This is a genomic window from Effusibacillus lacus (assembly GCF_002335525.1).
In the GTDB taxonomy this organism is placed as follows: domain Bacteria; phylum Bacillota; class Bacilli; order Tumebacillales; family Effusibacillaceae; genus Effusibacillus; species Effusibacillus lacus.
Genome location: NZ_BDUF01000064.1, coordinates 76,716 through 93,281 on the forward strand (window position 1 = coordinate 76,716; position 16,566 = coordinate 93,281).

The following is a 16,566-nucleotide window of genomic DNA, read 5'->3' on the forward strand; positions in this document are numbered from 1 at the left end:
AAGACTGATTGTTAGTCCTATAATCGTTTTTTTATTGAATTCTTGATAATAGGACTAATTTCCAGTCCTATTCCGGGAATCTCATGCTCTGCAAACCAATAATCCAGTTTAAGACTGATAAACAGTCCTATTTTCAGGGGTAAAATCGGAGCCAAGAGAATAAGCCTGAAAATCAGTCCTATATATGGGGAGTCCTATTAGGGGATCAAACACCTTACGAATACAGTCAGGTGATCCAAGAGATTTTCACAAAAAAGCCCGGTTGTTGACTACCGGGCTTTACCAGTATCCTCCCCATCCCCCTCGGTGTGCGGCCACTATGAAAATCACGACAAACGCAACCAGGAAAGCGATCGCCCACCAGGACCATCCATAACCAAACCCTGCGCCAGGTGCGCCATATCCAAACGGAAACATCACAATCCCCCTGACCTATATAAACTTCTTCCTTATAGTACGTTAGCCCTGTTTAAGCCGTGTGGACTCCCGCCCTTTTCGGGAAAATTAGGCTTTTGCGTCCCATACAGGAAGGAAGAAGGCTCTGTAATGTCGAATCCTGATAGAAAATGTCGCGAAATTTGGCATTTAAATCTTGTAAGAAAAAGTCAAAGGGGAATCAACATGAAAAAATGGCCATCGCTGCTTCTTGTTCCTTTGTTGGCTGCCTGCTCGACCACCGTAATTACCAGCGGAAGCTCCAAGATCGAATCGAAAGCGGAATCGAAGGTGGATCCGACGGCATCACAAGCTGTTGAGTCCCTTGACACCCCCGCTGCCCCTGCTGTTGTTGAGCCCCCCAAGCAAAAACTGGCCCAAAGCTTTGGTTTCACCTATCCTGACGCCGTGCGAGGCATCTATGTCACCGCCCATTCGGCCGGCGGAGACAGGATGAGCGAACTGCTGGACCTGGTCGACAAGACCGCTTTGAACGCGATGGTCATTGACATCAAGGACGACTGGGGAGTCATTACGTACAAAATGGATGACCCCGGACTGCAAACCTTTAGCCAATCGATTGTCAAAGACCCCAATGCATTGATAGAAACGTTGAAACAGCACAACATTTATCCCATTGCCCGGATCGTGGTATTCAAAGATTCCCTGTACGCCAAGGCACATCCCGAACTCTCTTTCGTGAATCCCAACGGAACCGTTTGGACAAACGGACGTGGAGAAGCATTCGTGAACCCCTTTCTGCAGGATGTCTGGAAATACAATGTGGAAATCGCCAAGAAAGCAGCCGAATTGGGATTCCAGGACATTCAGTTCGATTATGTCCGCTTCCCGGAAGGCTTTGAAAAAATGGACAGCACCCTGAAATACGGCATGGGCGAATACAAGGACCGGACTCCGACCAAGTTTACCCAATTGCAAAAGCAGCACCAGGAAGCGCTGGCCGCTTTTGAAGCGAAGAAAGCCGAACTGAAGAAACAGCAGGAAACCGCCCAGGCGAAGGTAGCCGACCTGAAGGGCAAAGAATCCCTCACTGACGAACAGAAGAAAGAACTTCAGTCTGCGGAAGAAGCGTTGGCCAAAGCGACAGCCGACCTGCAGAACCACGAGAAGTCCGCACCTCAAGCACCCCAATTTTCCGAAAAAGAACGCCTGGTGCAGCTGCGTGTGGATGCGGTAACCGACTTTGTCTCCTATGCAAAGAAAGAATTGGAACCTTATGGTGTCAAGGTGAGCGTGGACATCTTCGGGTACTCGGCCACCCTTCCGGAAACACCCGGTATCGGACAAAACTTCTCACGGATCTGTGAAAATGTGGATGTCATATCCTCCATGATCTATCCGTCCCATTGGGGCCCGGGATACTTCCACATCCCCAAACCGGATCTGGAACCGTACCGGTTGGTGGACGAATACGCCAAAGCGGAAAGCGAAAAACTCGGCGCTTTGAAAAATAAGGTCATCTCCCGCCCGTGGATTCAGGACTTTACCGCAAGCTGGCTTGGCGGAGGCAATTACAAGCGCTATGGCAAGGCGGAAGTGGAAGCGCAAATTCAAGCGTTGAAAGCAAACGGCATCAACGAATTCCTGCTCTGGAACGCCGGAAACTCCTACACGAACGGAGTCGATTACACCCCATGACGAGATTCATCCCGCTGATTCTGACAGGTTCGCTGCTGCTTGCCGGATGCTCCGGCCAATCGGTCAGTACTGCCCCGGTATCCCAGCCCCATCCGGCTGATGTGGAAATGCAGGCATTGAACGACATTTTGCAGCGGGAATAATCCATATAGACAGGACATGCATGGGTGTGTATACTTATACATTATTTATGCATATTCATTTGGGAAGTGATGGGCATGCAGTTTCGGAAAGCGGTAATGGCAGATACGGAAGCCATTTATCAACTGATTCAAACCAATGCGGACCAGGGGTTGCTTTTGCCTCGTCCACGCATTTCCATATACGAGAACCTTCAATCGATGACCGTGATTGAAGATGACGGGCGGATTGTGGGGGTCGGCGGCCTGCACATTCTCTGGCAGGATCTGTCAGAGATCCGGTCGCTTGCCATTGCATCCGACAAAAAAGGCTTGGGGCTTGGCAAGGAACTGGTCACACTCTTGGTGAAGGAGTCGCTGCAGCTTGGAATCCCCCGGATCCTGTCCCTGACCTACCAGGTTGATTTTTTCGCCAAATGCGGTTTCCGAATCGTGCAGAAAGAAAACCTCCCGCACAAAGTGTGGAAGGACTGCATGAACTGCACCAAATTCCCCACTTGCGACGAAACGGCCATGTTGTATGAATATTTGCCATAACTTTTTGAAGAAAAGATGCCTGCTAATTATTCAACAAGCTCTACCTTGTTAAAATAAAAAAAATGAGGAATCCTATGATAATGAAAATGATTGTCGGTAAGCATCCCAATTGGCTCAATGGTCTTAAATCACCGACCTCAGCCCGATCAAACGAGTCTTTTAAATTTGAAAATGGATTTTTTTCATATTCGTGTTTTTTCTTCTTGTCATTCTTATTATTCACAGAAATACCCCTTCAGGAATTTTTTAAAGACAATTTTGTCATGCATCATAAGCCGGTTCTTACCAAAAGAACCAATTATTAGGAAAATACACTGTAATAAAACGAATACTTTCTTAACTATAGAGAGTACTGCTTTTGCAGTACTCTCTCGTGATTGCTTATTTACTTGGAAGTAGCTCCACGTTTCTGTTCAAATTTTTCTTTAAACTCTTCCCATTTCCCTGCCTTTACTAACGCTTCTTTAGCTTTATTAGTTTTCTCGGTTAGCAGTTTTTCATAATACTGTTGGTTTTTCAAAAATTCCTCTAAAGTGACCTCAGCTACAATTGACTCATCTATACCGTTTACCAACTTTACAGATTTTTCTTTTGCTAGTGGTGAATTTTCATCTATAGTAATGTATTCAGTAACTGGTGTTTTAGTTTTTGAATCAATCAAGAATCCGTCTTTTTTGATATATTTAGAATTTGCATTCACGATATTGAAACCAAATAAAACTCCCAAAGCCAAGCCGAATGAACAAATACTAATAGTCAACGTTTTTGATTTCACTGTTAGCTCCTCCTTTTGTCTTTATTGGTATATATACATTGAATTACCATTTACAACTGTTACGTCAGAAGTCCATGACATCACGTAATCGACCATGTAACCTGCTAAGCTATGATGGGGTTTATTAGAGCCATAATAAGCAAAGTCAAACGTTAGAGAAGGCACTTTTATTTGATACTGTAATCCGATGTATCCAGTTGTATTTGCCTTCACAGTACCATTTGCTATTACATCCCTTATATTTGTATGATATGGATCACTTTCAATTTTATAATTTAGTACACTGTTGTATTGAGAATTTGGATCGGGTTCACGGAACCCTACAAGACTCATCCTAGAACTATCGTAGGAGTTAATTACCCCCATAGATTGATCCTTTGTATATGGATGTCCCACCCAATATTGAGCCCAAATCTTATTTTGTGAGTCTCCAAATTTATCTACATTAATCGTAGAATATACATTTCCCCTTGCAGCATAGTCATAAACATAGATGTTTGTATCAGTATTCAACCAAGGTGTAACAGTGTATTGTGTAGCAAACACTGTTACGGCGCCTATGACCGCAGAAAAAATAAACGCTAGAAAACCAGATAAAATCTTTTTGTTTATCATTCAGATAACCTCCCAACTTATTTGTAGCCATCTAGTTAAATGCATTATCAAATGTCCAAGTATTTGAACCTTTTATCTCCCTTCATATCCAATTTGACTTTTAGAGTTTCTCCATACCCCTTCGGTATTAGCTTTCCGGTATTAGCTTTCCATTATTAACTCTCTACGCTTCACATATTTCCTAACGAAAATTTTGGTTCTCATAGGATCGGTTGTACAACCGTTAAATTAGTTGTTTGCCTAAATCATCCTCCTTTCAGATTCAATCTGAACCGTTTTTCTTCCTCAATTTCTTCAACGGTTCACTTGATAATGAGCAACCAGCCGTCTTGCTCACCACCATCTTACAACCATTTTCAAATTCTTACTCTTAATAAACGTTGAGGTTACCAATCAATTTTTATTGAGGTTCATTCTTTTTAATAATCATTCTAAGCAAAAATCCTGTTTTGTTCTTTTTGCGTTCGGTTATCAGGATTTGCGGATTTTCCGGGTCGTCCTCAAGTTTCTTGCGCAGTTTCCCGATAAAGGTATACAGGTTCCCCAAGCTGACATCCTGTTGGTTTTCCCAAACCATCTCCAACAGTTCCTGACCGGAAAGGAGCATGCCCGCATTTTGAAGAAGTACACTTAGAATTTGGAACTCTCTCCTGGTTAACAAGTACACCTGACCGTTTCGAACAATGCAGCATTGGGCAATCTCAAAAACAACATTTTCCGCCAAAGTCACTGAATCCCCAAATTTAGAACTCAAATTGCTGTCCTTTGTTAGTTGAATTTTTTCAAGCACCTCAACTAAAGGTTCTGACAACTCCAGGGTCGCCTGTTGTCGGGCCATGATTGCATCGGGTGAAGATTGATCCGAACTCAGAAGCAACACCGGGATGCACGTAGCAGATTCTAATACTACAATAAATTTTAATTTTTTCAAACGATTTTCATATTTTTTTGCAAAATGGAATATTTGAGTGCTTGCAGAAAAAAAGGACCTTCTCACGAAGGCCCAAAAAGGAGAGGGGAGATATGGGTTTCACTACTAACGGATGGCACAAGCTTTTCCGTTTTACACTTTCACCTTTTCATTGTTCGTCGTCAAGGATTTGGTTTCAGGATGCATAACGGCGGCTGTCTTAACGTCAATAAGAACCGGCTTGTTTGATTTTAATGCCTGTCGCAGCGTGGTTTCCAGTTTGTCTTTGGTGTCGACCTGGTGGCCTTCCCATCCGCATGCTTCTGCCAACTTGACAAAGTCAGGGTTGGTCAATTGCACACCCTCGGGCAGATAGCCACCCGCCTGCATTTTGTCAGCTTCCATCTGAAGGCTTCCATTGTTGAATACGATCAGCGTAATGGGCAATTCATAACGCACCGCTGTCAACAGGTCCGCCATGACCATCTCAATGCCGCCATCCCCGACACAGGCTACCACTTGTTTGTGCGGTTCGGCCAGTTTGGCAGCCAGTGCCGCGGGCCAACCGTACCCCATCGTCCGCCAGTCGCCTGAAAACAGCATTCGTTGATTCTGAGGCCGGAAGTTCCGGTTCATCCAAACGGTCACATCCCCTGTATCAATGGTGACGATCGCGTCGGGAGCCACACATTGTTCAATCACCCGGCACACAGTGGAAGGATGAATCGGCGTGCCTCCTGTCTGTCCTTCCTCTTGATTCTGCTTTTCCCACCTGGTTTTGACATCCCTGCATTGTTGAAGCCATTCCTGATTGACCTTGCGTCCCTGAAGGGCTTCCGCCAACAAGGGTACCACCGTCTGGGATTCCCCTACGATGCCAAGTTCCACCGGAATATCGCCCCGGCCGATTTCTTGCTGCATATAGTCGATTTGAACGATTCGCGCATCCTTTGGAACGTATCCTTCCGGCCACCATGTATCTCCGACAAGGAGCACCACGTCCGATTGTTTGAACAGGTCCGCCGCGTAAGGATTCCCTCCTTGCCCAATTCCCCCCAGCACATGCGGAGAGGTTTCCGGGATCATCCCCTTGGCTCCCAGACTCAGCAGAATGCCGGCACCCAGAGCTTCGGCCAATTTTTCCAAAGACGGAGCCGCTTCCCTTGCTCCGATCCCCGCAAGGATCATCGGCTTCTGGGCGGCCCAGAGGATGTTCAGGGCATCCTGCAGTTCCGACTTGTCAAACTTGGTGATTCCTTTTACAAGTTTTGGCTTGCGTCTGACTTTGGATGAGGCCATCATGTTGAAGACGTCTTTGGGGACAGAGATATGGGTCACAGCCCCCTGGATCAGGGAGGTATGCATGGCCTTGACCAGAACTTTCACGGTGGCGTCCGGATGGGTCAACAGTGTGCTGAATGCGGCAAAGGGCTTTATCAGTTCCTGCTGGTTTATGTACTGTTTGTAGTCGGTGCCGATATTGTTGGTGGGCGCTTGTCCGGTTATGGCCAGTACCGGAGCCTTGTCCAGATGTGCATCGCCAAGTCCGTTCAGCAGGTTGGTTATGCCTGGACCCATGGTTGCCGTACAAACTCCGAGATTTCCTGTCAGTTTGGCTTCCGCTGAGGCCATCATGGCCGCCACCGACTCGTGCTTCACCGCGATAAATTGGATCCGATCCTGCTTGGCGATGGCATCCATCAGACCCAAGATTCCATCCCCGACAACCCCGTAAATCCTTCTGACTCCCCATATATGCAGCTGCTCCAATATCAATTCGGCCACCGTTTGATTCCGCCACGGTGTCACCAATGAATCTTGCGCCATTGCTCCCGACTCCTTTGCTTGATCTTTACTTACTTAACGTGCGTTGGAGGTCGGAAGTTTATGCCGAGCGAGGGTCTTTCGAACCTCTAAAGAAACAAATTCATACCTGGGGCGTCAGCAGGTCTCTCCTGGAATTCGATTTTTTCATAAAATCCCTTCTTACCAGTAGCGCATGCCAGTTGAATCCATCGTATCCCCTTTGACTTACAGTGGTTGATAAGGTTTATCATGATACTCTTGCCTAGACCTTGATTTTGATACTCAGGAAGAACCATCATTTCACAAATAAAACATTGTACAAAGCCATCGGAGATGATACGACCTGAAGCCACGAGCTTGTCATCTTTATAAACAGTAACGATGTACCAGCTGTTTTTTACCGCTTCGTAAAGAATGTCTTTCGTCCAGGTACCATTCGGATTCCAACCCGTTGATTGGAACAATTGAAAATACTCATCTTTATTTGGAATATTCGTGCGGAAAGTAAGGGTCACAGCAATTACCTCCTCATCCCTGCTTAAATACCAACAGTAAATGAATAGTTCCGGACCATATTTTTTATTTCTATTTGGGGTCCTTGTCGGAGCAGAGAGTGGTACATACGTGTCTATCCAAGCCATTTGTTATACAACCGTGTGGATGTGGAACACTCTATACTCATCTTCATCCACAATTCTCTATAACAAAGCATGAACAGTACTATACACTTATCTCTCATCCACAATTTTGAATAACAAATGGATGATACCTACTTATCACTCGAGTCCCAGGGCCTACAAGTGCAAAAAAGCCGCCAGAGGCGGCGCAGAAAAAAGTGGGCAGGGGTTCGGGAAAACCCCGACCCTTGCCTTACACAGGTTGATAAAGTTCCACAAGCGTTTGCTCCACAATACTTACGGCCTGATCGATATGCTCTTTCTCCACGATCAGCGGCGGCGTGAACCGCACCGCATTGCCGCCTGCCACGGTCAGCAGCAATCCTTTCTCCAGGCAGGCTTTGATCACGTCTCCTGCCGGGCGGTCCAGGGACAACCCGACCAACAGTCCCATGCCACGCACTTCCTGTGCAACAAAATATTTGCCAACCAGTGTTTGCAGCTTATCCACCAGGTACGCACCCATTTCACGGACATGTGCCAGGATACCCTCCTGAAGCAGAATCTCGACCGTCGCAACTCCTGCTGCGGTTGCAAGCGGATTGCCGCCAAAGGTACTGGCGTGGGTGCCCGGTACCATCACATCCGCCACATGCTGCTTGGCCAGCACTGCCCCGATGGGGACTCCGTTTGCCAAGCCTTTCGCCAGAGCGATAATGTCCGGTTCCACCCCAAGCTGCTCATAGGCAAAAAAAGTCCCCGTTCTGCCCACACCGGTCTGCACTTCATCAAATATCAACAGAACCCCGTTTTCATCGCACAGCTTTCGCAGATTCATCAGAAACTGCTTGTCAAAGGGCCTGACTCCGCCTTCTCCTTGCACCGGCTCCAACAAGACGGCACAGGTCTTTTCCGGTGACAGGAATGACTTCACCGACTCCAGATCGCCCGACTGTGCGTAATGGAAACCCGGAACCAGCGGGGCGAAACCTTCCTGGTATTTCTGCTGGCAGGTAGCGGTCAAGGCACCCAGTGTTCTGCCGTGAAAGGAATGTTCGAAAGTGATGATCTCATGTTTTTCCGGACCGTAATTCTTGTGGGCATACCGGCGCGCCATCTTGATGGAGCCTTCAATTGCTTCCGCACCGGAGTTGCAGAAAAACACCTGGTCACAGCAGGACAACTCCACCAACTTTCCGGCCAATTCCATCTGGCTCGGAATGTGGAACAGGTTCGAGCAGTGCAGCAAGGTCGATGCCTGTCGGGCAATGACTTCGGCAATTTTCGGGTGGGCGTGACCGAGTCCAGTAACTGCAATGCCCGCTGTGAAATCAAGGTATTGTTTCCCCTTGTCATCGTAAAGCCAGACCCCTTCTCCCTTAACCATTGCGACCGGCCACCGGCCATACGTTTGCATTACATGATTCGCCACACCATTTGTCCCATTGTCATTCAACTTGCTCATGCGGACTCCCCTCCGATTACCATCGTGCCAATCCCCTGATCGGTAAAGACTTCAAGCAGAAGTGCGTGCGGCTCCTCCCCGTTCAGAATGTGAACATGCTTGGCTCCCGCCGCAAGCGCCTGCAGGCATGCTTCGACTTTCGGCACCATGCCGCCTGTAATTTGGCCCTCTTCCATCAATTGTTGAATTCCGGCTGGGGTAATCTGATTGAGGACTTGCTTGCCATCCTGCGTCTCGCACATAATGCCTGGTACGTCAGTCAGCAAGACCAATTTTTCCGCTTGCAGGGCCCCTGCAATGGCTCCTGCCGCCGAATCGGCATTCACGTTGTAACGAACTCCGTTGTCATCGACCCCTATCGGGGCAATGATCGGAACCACACTAGCGTTTAGCATTTGGTCAAGGAGAGAATGGGAAACCTCCACCACTTCTCCCACAAGGCCCAGTTCGGCACGTTTCTGTTTTACCCGCAAGAGGCCCCCGTCAACACCTGTCAAACCTACGGCGGGAACCCCATGTTTATGGAATGTGGCTGCTATTCTCTTGTTTACGCTGCCCCCCAACACCATCTCTACCACGTTCATGGTCTCGGAATCCGTGACCCGGAGTCCATCCACAAACTTGGATTCGATTTGCAGGCGATTCAACATGGCGGAAATCTCTTTTCCCCCGCCGTGAACCACAACCGGACGGATTCCAGCCTGTTTCAGCCATATGATATCCAGAATCACCTGTTCAAAAGGCCCGCCCATGGCGGAACCTCCATACTTGATGACCATCGTTTTTCCGGCGAACCGTTTGATATAGGGCAGGGCTTCAATCAGCACCGACGCCTTCGCTGTCCACTCCGTCATTGTGTTTTCACCCAACACTCCGCACACATCCAATCCTTCATCAGGTTCGATAACTCCCGTTGATTTTGACGTATTCATAAGTCAGGTCACAACCGTAAGCAGTTGCACTGCAGCTGCCAACATTGAGATTTACCTTGAAGATGACCGGGTCCTTCTCCAGTTCCCGGGTTGCAGCCGCTTCGTCATAAGAGAGTCCCATCCCTTCCGCAGCCACCTGAACATCTCCAATCCAGATGTCGACCTTGTTCGGATCTACATAGGCGCCGGAGCGTCCGATGGCCATCATCAGGCGTCCCCAGTTGGCATCCGCACCGAATACGGCTGTCTTGACCAAGCTTGATCCAACAATGGTTTTGGCCGCCTGTTCCGCATCTTTCTCCGTCTGTGCACCCGTTACCTGCGCCACGATCAGGCGAGTGGCCCCTTCTCCATCCCGGGCAATGGCTTTTGCCAAATGAAGGGCAACATATTCAAGCGCATCGAGAAAAATGGGCCAGTCCTGATGCGAGGGGGTCAACAGGTCATTCCCCGCCATTCCGTTGGCAAGCAGCAGCACCATGTCATTCGTGCTTGTGTCGCCGTCTACCGTAATCCGGTTGAATGTTTTGTTGGTCACCTGTTTTAACGCCGCTTGCAAAGCTGCTTGTTCAACCTTGGCATCCGTTGTGATGAACCCGAGCATCGTGGCCATATTCGGATGAATCATGCCTGAACCTTTGGCCGCGCCGGCAATGGTTACCGTTTTCCCGTCAATTTCTGCACTTACGGCAATCTCCTTTTTTACCAGATCCGTGGTCATGATGGCTTCCGCAAAATCGGCCCCGCCGTCCGGGCTGAGACGGTTGGCAGCTTCCTCAATCCCTGCCCCGATTCGGGTCATGGGCAACAAAACCCCAATCACACCTGTTGAAGCAACCCCGATCTGATTCGGATCAATGCCAAGAGCTTTGGCTGTCAGTTCCTGCATGGCTTGGGCGTCCAGCAGACCCTGTTGTCCGGTACATGCATTGGCATTACCCGAGTTCACGACGACAGCCTGCAAGAGGCCCGACTGTTCCAGAGATTGTTTGGTAACCAGTATGGGTGCCGCTTGCACGGCGTTTGTTGTGTAAACACCCGCAGCCACTGCCGGGATCTCCGAGTAGAGGATGGCTACGTCTTTCTTTTCTTTTCTCCCGTTCTTGATTCCGGCCGAAACAGCGGCTGCCTTGAACCCGGCTGGGGTTGTCACTCCCCCGTTGTCCAGAACCTGTATCTTGCTGTTTACCTTTTGCATATATTTCCCGCCTTCGGTGCATAAATTTACGGATACAGAGGCACTTCATCCAACCCGGCCGTTTCCTCAAACCCCGCCATGATGTTCAGATTCTGCACCGCCTGGCCGGATGCTCCTTTCACCAGATTGTCAATGACAGACAAGACGGTAAGGCGTCCCGTGCGATCATCCAAAGACAATCCGATGTCGCAGCGGTTGGAACCCGTGACTTCCTTTGTTTGGGGATAGTTGCCCACCGGACGGATACGGACGAATGGTTTCCCTTCATATGTGCTGTGATACAAATCAAACAACCGGGACTGGGTCCACCCTGCTGAGACCCTGGCATAACAGGTTGCCAGGATTCCTCTGGTCATGGGAACCAGGTGCGGCGTAAAGGTCATAACCACCTTTTTGCCCGCCGCCTTGGACAACTGTTGCTCGATCTCCGGAGTATGCTGGTGGTGGTTGACCTTATAAGCCTTGAAATTCTCGTTTACCTCGGAAAAAACAGACCCGAGCGCAGCCGCCCGACCGGCTCCTGAGACGCCTGATTTGGCATCCACAATGATCGAATCCGGTTCGATGGCTCCCGCTTCCACCAGAGGCAAGAGGGCAAGCAGAGTTGCAGTCGGATAACATCCCGGATTGGCAATCAATTGTGCCTTTTCAATCTCCGTCCGATACCACTCGGAAAGCCCGTAAACCGCCTGCTTCTGGATCGGTTCCGGAACCGGAGTTTTCTTATACCATTTACTGTACATATCTCCCGGCAACCGCAAATCTCCACCAAGATCGATTACACGCAGCCCTTTTTTTAGCAGGTTCGGGACAATGCTTCCCGTGTGACCACTTGGCAGCGCAATAAATACAAAATCGGCCCTCTCAGCGATTAAATCCGGATCGGTGTTCTCCACCGGCTGGTTGTAAATCCCCTGCAAGTGAGGGTAGATATCCTGAATCCTCTTTCCGGCCGACGAATCTCCCGTCAGGCAGACGATATCAACTTCCGGGTGGCGATGCAGCAAGCGCAGCAGCTCGACTCCCGTATAACCAGACGCTCCCACGACGGCTGCACGAATCATGTTTCTTCCCCCTACATAATGCTGGAATGAACGATTGATCTCCTCAAACGATATGAATGATTATACATAAGTATGTATATTATTTCAATACAATTCACAACAGAAAACGCCACCCGCCCTCCCTTTATGGAAGAACAAATGGCGTATGTAGCAAGCTTATTTCTTTGCTGCCAGCCAGCTGGACAGAGAGTTGATTTCGTCAGCGGAGAGCATCTTTTCAAAGGCCGGCATTCCATTGCCACCTTGTTGAATCTTGGTCTTGATCTGGTCTTGAGACAGCTTGCCGCCTACATTCGTCAATTTTGGAAACGAACCTGTCCCTTCTAATCCTTTTCCATGGCAAGAAGCACAGTTTTTGGTGTAAGCTGCGGGGATATCCGATGCAGCAGGGGGGGTCGCCGTACCTGTATTGCCACCTTTGGTATCCCCTCCCGAGGAGCATCCGGTCGCAATCAAAGCAATACCCAATGCAGCCGCAATCAACCATTTGGTTTTGTTCATTGGTTCCTCTCCTTTGGCACTATTAGTGATTTGAGTAAGTTGAGTGTATCATAGAGCGTTTGAATTAATCTATGGAGTTCAAAAATTGTTCACCGTGTTTAAACATACTCCAAGCAAAAAACCCCTCGAATTTTTATCAAGGGGTTTTTTTATGATTTTATTGCGTTTATTTAACAACAATTTTGGCGGTCATTGCAGTGTGCTTGTCGGTCGGACCGCAGATCGTGTTGCAGAAGACTTCATATTCACCCGGTTTGTCAGGTGTCCACTCCACCGTTTTGCTCATTCCGGGGCCCACTTGGTCAGCCTTCACACTGGTGTTCTTGATGGAATAGCCATGCATGCCTTCTTTGGTGGCAAAGGTCAGTTTGACCTTGTCGCCGGCCTTGATCTCTACCGGCTGCACTTCAATTTTATAGTTGGTTCCTTCCACTTTAACCTCTTTCACGCTGCCTGTTGCAGCAGTGTTGGAAGAAGTGGAGGATTGACTGGAAGTCTGACTGTTCGAAGGAGCAGAGTTGTTTGCAGGCTTATCGCCACCGCATCCCGCAAGGATTCCAAGTGAAACAACAGCGATACCTGTTAAAGTTGCAATTTTTTTCATCTGTTCCATCCTCCTTTTCCTGACTCTTATCTTACCACCATTCCAAAAAGGAGTGAGTGACAGTTCTGTGAACGATCCTTGATTTCTCGCTATTTTTCGAGTGTTTGTTCAACAAGAGATACCACATTCTGAACTGTAAAACCATATTCCTCGATCACTTTGTCCCCAGGAGCAGAAGCGCCAAACTGGCTGATTCCCAGGACTTTGCCCTGATCCCCTACATAACGTTCCCATCCCATGGGATGCCCCATTTCAATGGCGACGCGGGCCTTCACATGGGGCGGCAGCACTTCATCCTTGTAGGCTTGCGGTTGTTTGTCAAACAGCTCCCAACTTGGCATGCTGACCACCCTGGCGGATACCCCCCTGGCAGTCAGTTCTTGCTGTGCTTTCAGGGCAAGGCTTACTTCCGAACCGGTTGCGATCAGAATCGCCTGGGGTGCATCGGTCGAGTCTGAGATTACATATGCGCCACGGGCCACTTTTTCCCCGATGTGATCCTGGGTACCCTCCAAAACCGGCAGTCCTTGACGGGAGAGAACAATCGTCACCGGACCTTTGCTGTCTGCTACCGCATAACGATAAGCGCCGACTGTTTCGTTGGCATCGGCCGGCCGAATTACGGTCATGCCGGGGATTACGCGCATGGCGGCGAGATGTTCAATCGGTTGGTGGGTCGGTCCGTCTTCCCCAACCGCAATGCTGTCATGAGTCATGACGTAGATTACGGGAACCTTCATCAGAGCAGACAGCCGCATGGCAGGACGCAGGTAATCGGAGAACACGAAGAACGTTCCCCCGTACACCTTGAGCCCTCCGTGCAGCATCATACCGTTCAGGACAGCGCCCATTGCGTGTTCACGAACGCCAAACCACATGTTCCGGCCACTGTAATCCCCTGCGTTAAAGTTGGAATCACCTTTCAGCAATGTCATATTGGAAGATGCCAGATCAGCGGAACCTCCAAGGAAATAGGGTACTGTTCCCGCGATGGCGTTCAGTACGTCTCCGGAAGCGTTTCGTGTTGCGATCTTGCCCTTGTCCACAGTGTATTTCGGCAGTTTGGCATCCCAATCAGCGGGAAGTTTGCCCTCCACGGCCAATTCAAACTGCTTCGCCAACTCCGGGAACTCCCGCTTGTAGCGGTCGAATCCTTGCTGCCACTCCGCCTCCGCCTTTTCCCCGGCTTCTGCAACTTTGGCAAAATGTTGGCGGACATCTTCCGGAACATGAAACGGCTCATGCGGCCACTGGTAGTTTTCTTTGGTCCGTTTGGCTTCCTCGCTGCCCAGCGGTTTGCCGTGAGCTTCCGCGCTTCCTGCACGGTTTGGACTGCCGAAACCGATGGTCGTTTTGACTTCTATCAATGTCGGCTGATCTGTATGCTCTTGGGCTTTCGCAATTGCCTGTTCAATAGCCTGCGTATCGTTTCCGTCTTCCACCCGCAATACCTGCCAGCCATATGCCTCAAAGCGCTTCGATACATCTTCACTGAAGGAAAGGTTTAACTCCCCGTCCAGCGAGATGTCATTGGAATCATAGAGGACAATCAAGCGGCCCAGCTTCAGATGTCCAGCCAGTGAGGCGGCTTCAGAGGCAACACCTTCCATCAGGTCACCGTCTCCGCATATTACATATGTATAATGGGCAATCAACTCATGCCCGGGGCGATTGTAGGTAGCAGCCATGTGTCGTTCTGCCATGGCCATTCCGACTGCCATTGAAATGCCTTGTCCAAGTGGGCCGGTCGTTGCTTCCACACCCGGAGTATGTCCGAATTCGGGGTGCCCGGGAGTACGGCTTCCCCATTGGCGGAAATTTTTCAGATCGTCCATGGTTACGTCGTATCCGCACAAATGCAGCAGGCTGTAGAGAAGCATGGATCCATGTCCGGCCGACAGGACAAAACGATCACGATTAAACCATGATGGATTCTTGGGGTTGTGCTTCATAAACCGGGTCCACAACACATAAGCCATCGGTGCTGCTCCCATAGGCATGCCGGGATGGCCCGAATTGGCTTTGTCCACACCGTCTATGGAGAGGGTGCGAATGGTATTGATCGCAAGCTGTTCCAATGAATGGGTCGTCATGATGGTTACCTCCATAAAGAAATTAGAAAAACACCGCCCGCAAAAAATCCTGTTAGCGGTGGTTCATACGGACGGCAATCGAAATCCCTGTCCCAACACTTCATGCGCATCGGACACAATGACAAATGCACCCGGATCTATTACTCGAACAAGATCCTTCAAATTGGAAACTTCCGACTGGCTGACGACACAGAGAAGAATATTCCGATCTTCTCCTGTATAGCCTCCAACCGCTTTAATTTTTGTTACCCCCCGATCCAACGTATGAAGAATCTCTTTCTGAATCCGGTTGTTCTGATCAGAGATAACATAAGCCACTTTGGATCGCCCGATTCCTTCCTGAATGAAGTCAATCGTTTTGCCGGTGACAAACAAGCTTACCAATGCGTACAAAATCCGTTCCACGCTGAACATGACGGCAGCAGATGCGATGATAATCCCGTCAATCAGCAACAAGAGAATTCCCGGGGATAATCCCGACAGTTTCTCAACTAGTCTTGCCAGCAAATCGGTGCCTCCTGTGGTTCCCCGTCCACGAAAAACCACACCCAGACCGCCTCCCAGCAGCACCCCACCGTAGATGGAAGCCAACAAGGCTTCATCCGTTAAGGGAGACAGCCGAAGAAATCCGGTGACTGCAATAAAGGCGGCCAAAATGACAAATCCGTACAAGGTCTTGAGGCCGAAAGCCTGTCCCCCGAGCATTTTCCATCCGGCAAAATACAGAGGAATGTTCAATGCCAGTGTAGTGATTGAAATCGGCAGACCAAAAGCATACTCAAGCAGAATCCCGATTCCCGTTAAACCGCCTGTTACAATCTGGTTGGGAACGAATACCCAGTTGACCGATACTGCGATGAAAAAGGCGCCTATTGTGATGTACAGGAAGTCACGTGCCCATGAGATTGTCGGCGGTACGCGGGTTCGACTGCGTTTCACGACAGATCCTCCCGGTTGTCTGGTAGTAGGGGTTGACCTTAGTATGTACGGAAAACGGTGTCTGAGTATGCCAGTTTTTCCTCACCGAAGTATACCACTCATCCTTATGGAAGGGAAGTATTTGCCAAGCAAGGCACGCGAATAACAAAAAACGCCTTGGCTTGTTTGCCAAGGCATTACAGTTGCCTAGCGACGACCTACTCTCCCGGGGCTCGTGCCCAAGTACCATCGGCGCTGGAGAGCTTAACTTCCGTGTTCGGGATGGGAACGGGTGTG

18 protein-coding genes and 1 rRNA gene are annotated in these 16,566 nt (G+C 49.2%); 3 read left to right on the forward strand and 16 right to left on the reverse strand.

Features of this window, described 5'->3' with window-relative positions:
• Positions 1 to 279 precede the first annotated feature (279 nt).
• The gene (locus tag EFBL_RS20605) at positions 280 to 417 is read right to left on the reverse strand and encodes a hypothetical protein (RefSeq protein WP_165912589.1); all 138 of its coding nucleotides are present in this window, start codon (positions 415 to 417) and stop codon (positions 280 to 282) included.
• A gap of 204 nt (positions 418 to 621) precedes the next feature.
• Between EFBL_RS20605 and EFBL_RS13080 the strand changes: the two genes are divergently transcribed.
• The 3 genes from EFBL_RS13080 (at position 622) to EFBL_RS13085 (ending at position 2,771) form a co-directional block, all read left to right on the forward strand.
• On the forward strand, positions 622 to 2,094 hold the full coding sequence (locus EFBL_RS13080) for a putative glycoside hydrolase (RefSeq protein WP_165912588.1): 1,473 nt from the start codon (positions 622 to 624) through the stop codon (positions 2,092 to 2,094).
• Positions 2,091 to 2,237 (forward strand): hypothetical protein, encoded by a 147-nt coding sequence (locus EFBL_RS20610; RefSeq protein WP_165912587.1) that lies wholly within the window; start codon positions 2,091 to 2,093, stop codon positions 2,235 to 2,237. Before EFBL_RS13080 ends, EFBL_RS20610 begins: the two co-directional genes overlap by 4 nt.
• 75 nt (positions 2,238 to 2,312) lie before the next feature.
• Positions 2,313 to 2,771, forward strand: a complete 459-nt coding sequence (locus tag EFBL_RS13085; RefSeq protein WP_096182559.1) for an N-acetyltransferase — start codon at positions 2,313 to 2,315, stop codon at positions 2,769 to 2,771.
• 40 nt (positions 2,772 to 2,811) lie between these two features.
• On the opposite strand, the gene EFBL_RS21915 is transcribed toward EFBL_RS13085, so the two are convergent.
• The 15 genes from EFBL_RS21915 to rrf form a co-directional block, all read right to left on the reverse strand.
• Positions 2,812 to 2,994 (reverse strand): DUF6366 family protein, encoded by a 183-nt coding sequence (locus EFBL_RS21915; RefSeq protein ID WP_096182560.1) that lies wholly within the window; start codon positions 2,992 to 2,994, stop codon positions 2,812 to 2,814.
• Positions 2,995 to 3,156: 162 nt separating this feature from the next.
• Entirely contained in the window at positions 3,157 to 3,546 is a 390-nt protein-coding gene (locus tag EFBL_RS13095) for a hypothetical protein (protein ID WP_096182561.1), read from the reverse strand.
• A 21-nt stretch (positions 3,547 to 3,567) separates the two neighbouring features.
• Positions 3,568 to 4,161, reverse strand: coding sequence for a hypothetical protein (locus EFBL_RS13100; RefSeq protein ID WP_096182562.1), 594 nt, complete (start codon positions 4,159 to 4,161; stop codon positions 3,568 to 3,570).
• A gap of 400 nt (positions 4,162 to 4,561) precedes the next feature.
• Entirely contained in the window at positions 4,562 to 4,885 is a 324-nt protein-coding gene (locus tag EFBL_RS13105) for a winged helix-turn-helix domain-containing protein (protein ID WP_165912586.1), read from the reverse strand.
• 339 nt (positions 4,886 to 5,224) lie between these two features.
• Entirely contained in the window at positions 5,225 to 6,898 is a 1,674-nt protein-coding gene (locus tag EFBL_RS13110; RefSeq protein ID WP_096182564.1) for a thiamine pyrophosphate-binding protein, read from the reverse strand.
• An 86-nt stretch (positions 6,899 to 6,984) separates the two neighbouring features.
• A complete protein-coding gene (locus EFBL_RS13115) occupies positions 6,985 to 7,392 on the reverse strand; it encodes a GNAT family N-acetyltransferase (protein WP_096182565.1) in 408 nt (135 codons plus the stop codon).
• A gap of 355 nt (positions 7,393 to 7,747) precedes the next feature.
• Positions 7,748 to 8,959 carry an aspartate aminotransferase family protein gene (locus tag EFBL_RS13120; RefSeq protein WP_096182566.1) on the reverse strand — a complete coding sequence of 404 codons (1,212 nt, stop codon included), beginning with the start codon at positions 8,957 to 8,959 and terminating at the stop codon, positions 7,748 to 7,750.
• On the reverse strand, positions 8,956 to 9,891 hold the full coding sequence (argB, locus tag EFBL_RS13125; protein ID WP_231705797.1) for an acetylglutamate kinase: 936 nt from the start codon (positions 9,889 to 9,891) through the stop codon (positions 8,956 to 8,958). Before argB ends, EFBL_RS13120 begins: the two co-directional genes overlap by 4 nt.
• On the reverse strand, positions 9,854 to 11,089 hold the full coding sequence (gene argJ / locus EFBL_RS13130; RefSeq protein WP_096182568.1) for a bifunctional glutamate N-acetyltransferase/amino-acid acetyltransferase ArgJ: 1,236 nt from the start codon (positions 11,087 to 11,089) through the stop codon (positions 9,854 to 9,856). The genes argB and argJ overlap by 38 nt, the downstream gene beginning before the upstream one ends.
• 26 nt (positions 11,090 to 11,115) lie before the next feature.
• Positions 11,116 to 12,153, reverse strand: a complete 1,038-nt coding sequence (argC, locus tag EFBL_RS13135) for an N-acetyl-gamma-glutamyl-phosphate reductase (protein ID WP_096182569.1) — start codon at positions 12,151 to 12,153, stop codon at positions 11,116 to 11,118.
• Between the two features lie 156 nt (positions 12,154 to 12,309).
• On the reverse strand, positions 12,310 to 12,654 hold the full coding sequence (locus EFBL_RS13140) for a c-type cytochrome (RefSeq protein WP_096182570.1): 345 nt from the start codon (positions 12,652 to 12,654) through the stop codon (positions 12,310 to 12,312).
• A gap of 166 nt (positions 12,655 to 12,820) precedes the next feature.
• Positions 12,821 to 13,258, reverse strand: a complete 438-nt coding sequence (locus tag EFBL_RS13145) for a cupredoxin domain-containing protein (protein WP_165912585.1) — start codon at positions 13,256 to 13,258, stop codon at positions 12,821 to 12,823.
• Between the two features lie 89 nt (positions 13,259 to 13,347).
• Positions 13,348 to 15,351: a transketolase gene (gene tkt, locus EFBL_RS13150; RefSeq protein ID WP_096182572.1), complete on the reverse strand. Its 2,004-nt coding sequence runs from the start codon at positions 15,349 to 15,351 to the stop codon at positions 13,348 to 13,350.
• A gap of 63 nt (positions 15,352 to 15,414) precedes the next feature.
• Entirely contained in the window at positions 15,415 to 16,290 is an 876-nt protein-coding gene (locus EFBL_RS13155; RefSeq protein WP_231705798.1) for a YitT family protein, read from the reverse strand.
• A 184-nt stretch (positions 16,291 to 16,474) separates the two neighbouring features.
• Positions 16,475 to 16,566, reverse strand: a 5S ribosomal RNA gene (gene rrf / locus EFBL_RS13160); the annotation flags it as partial.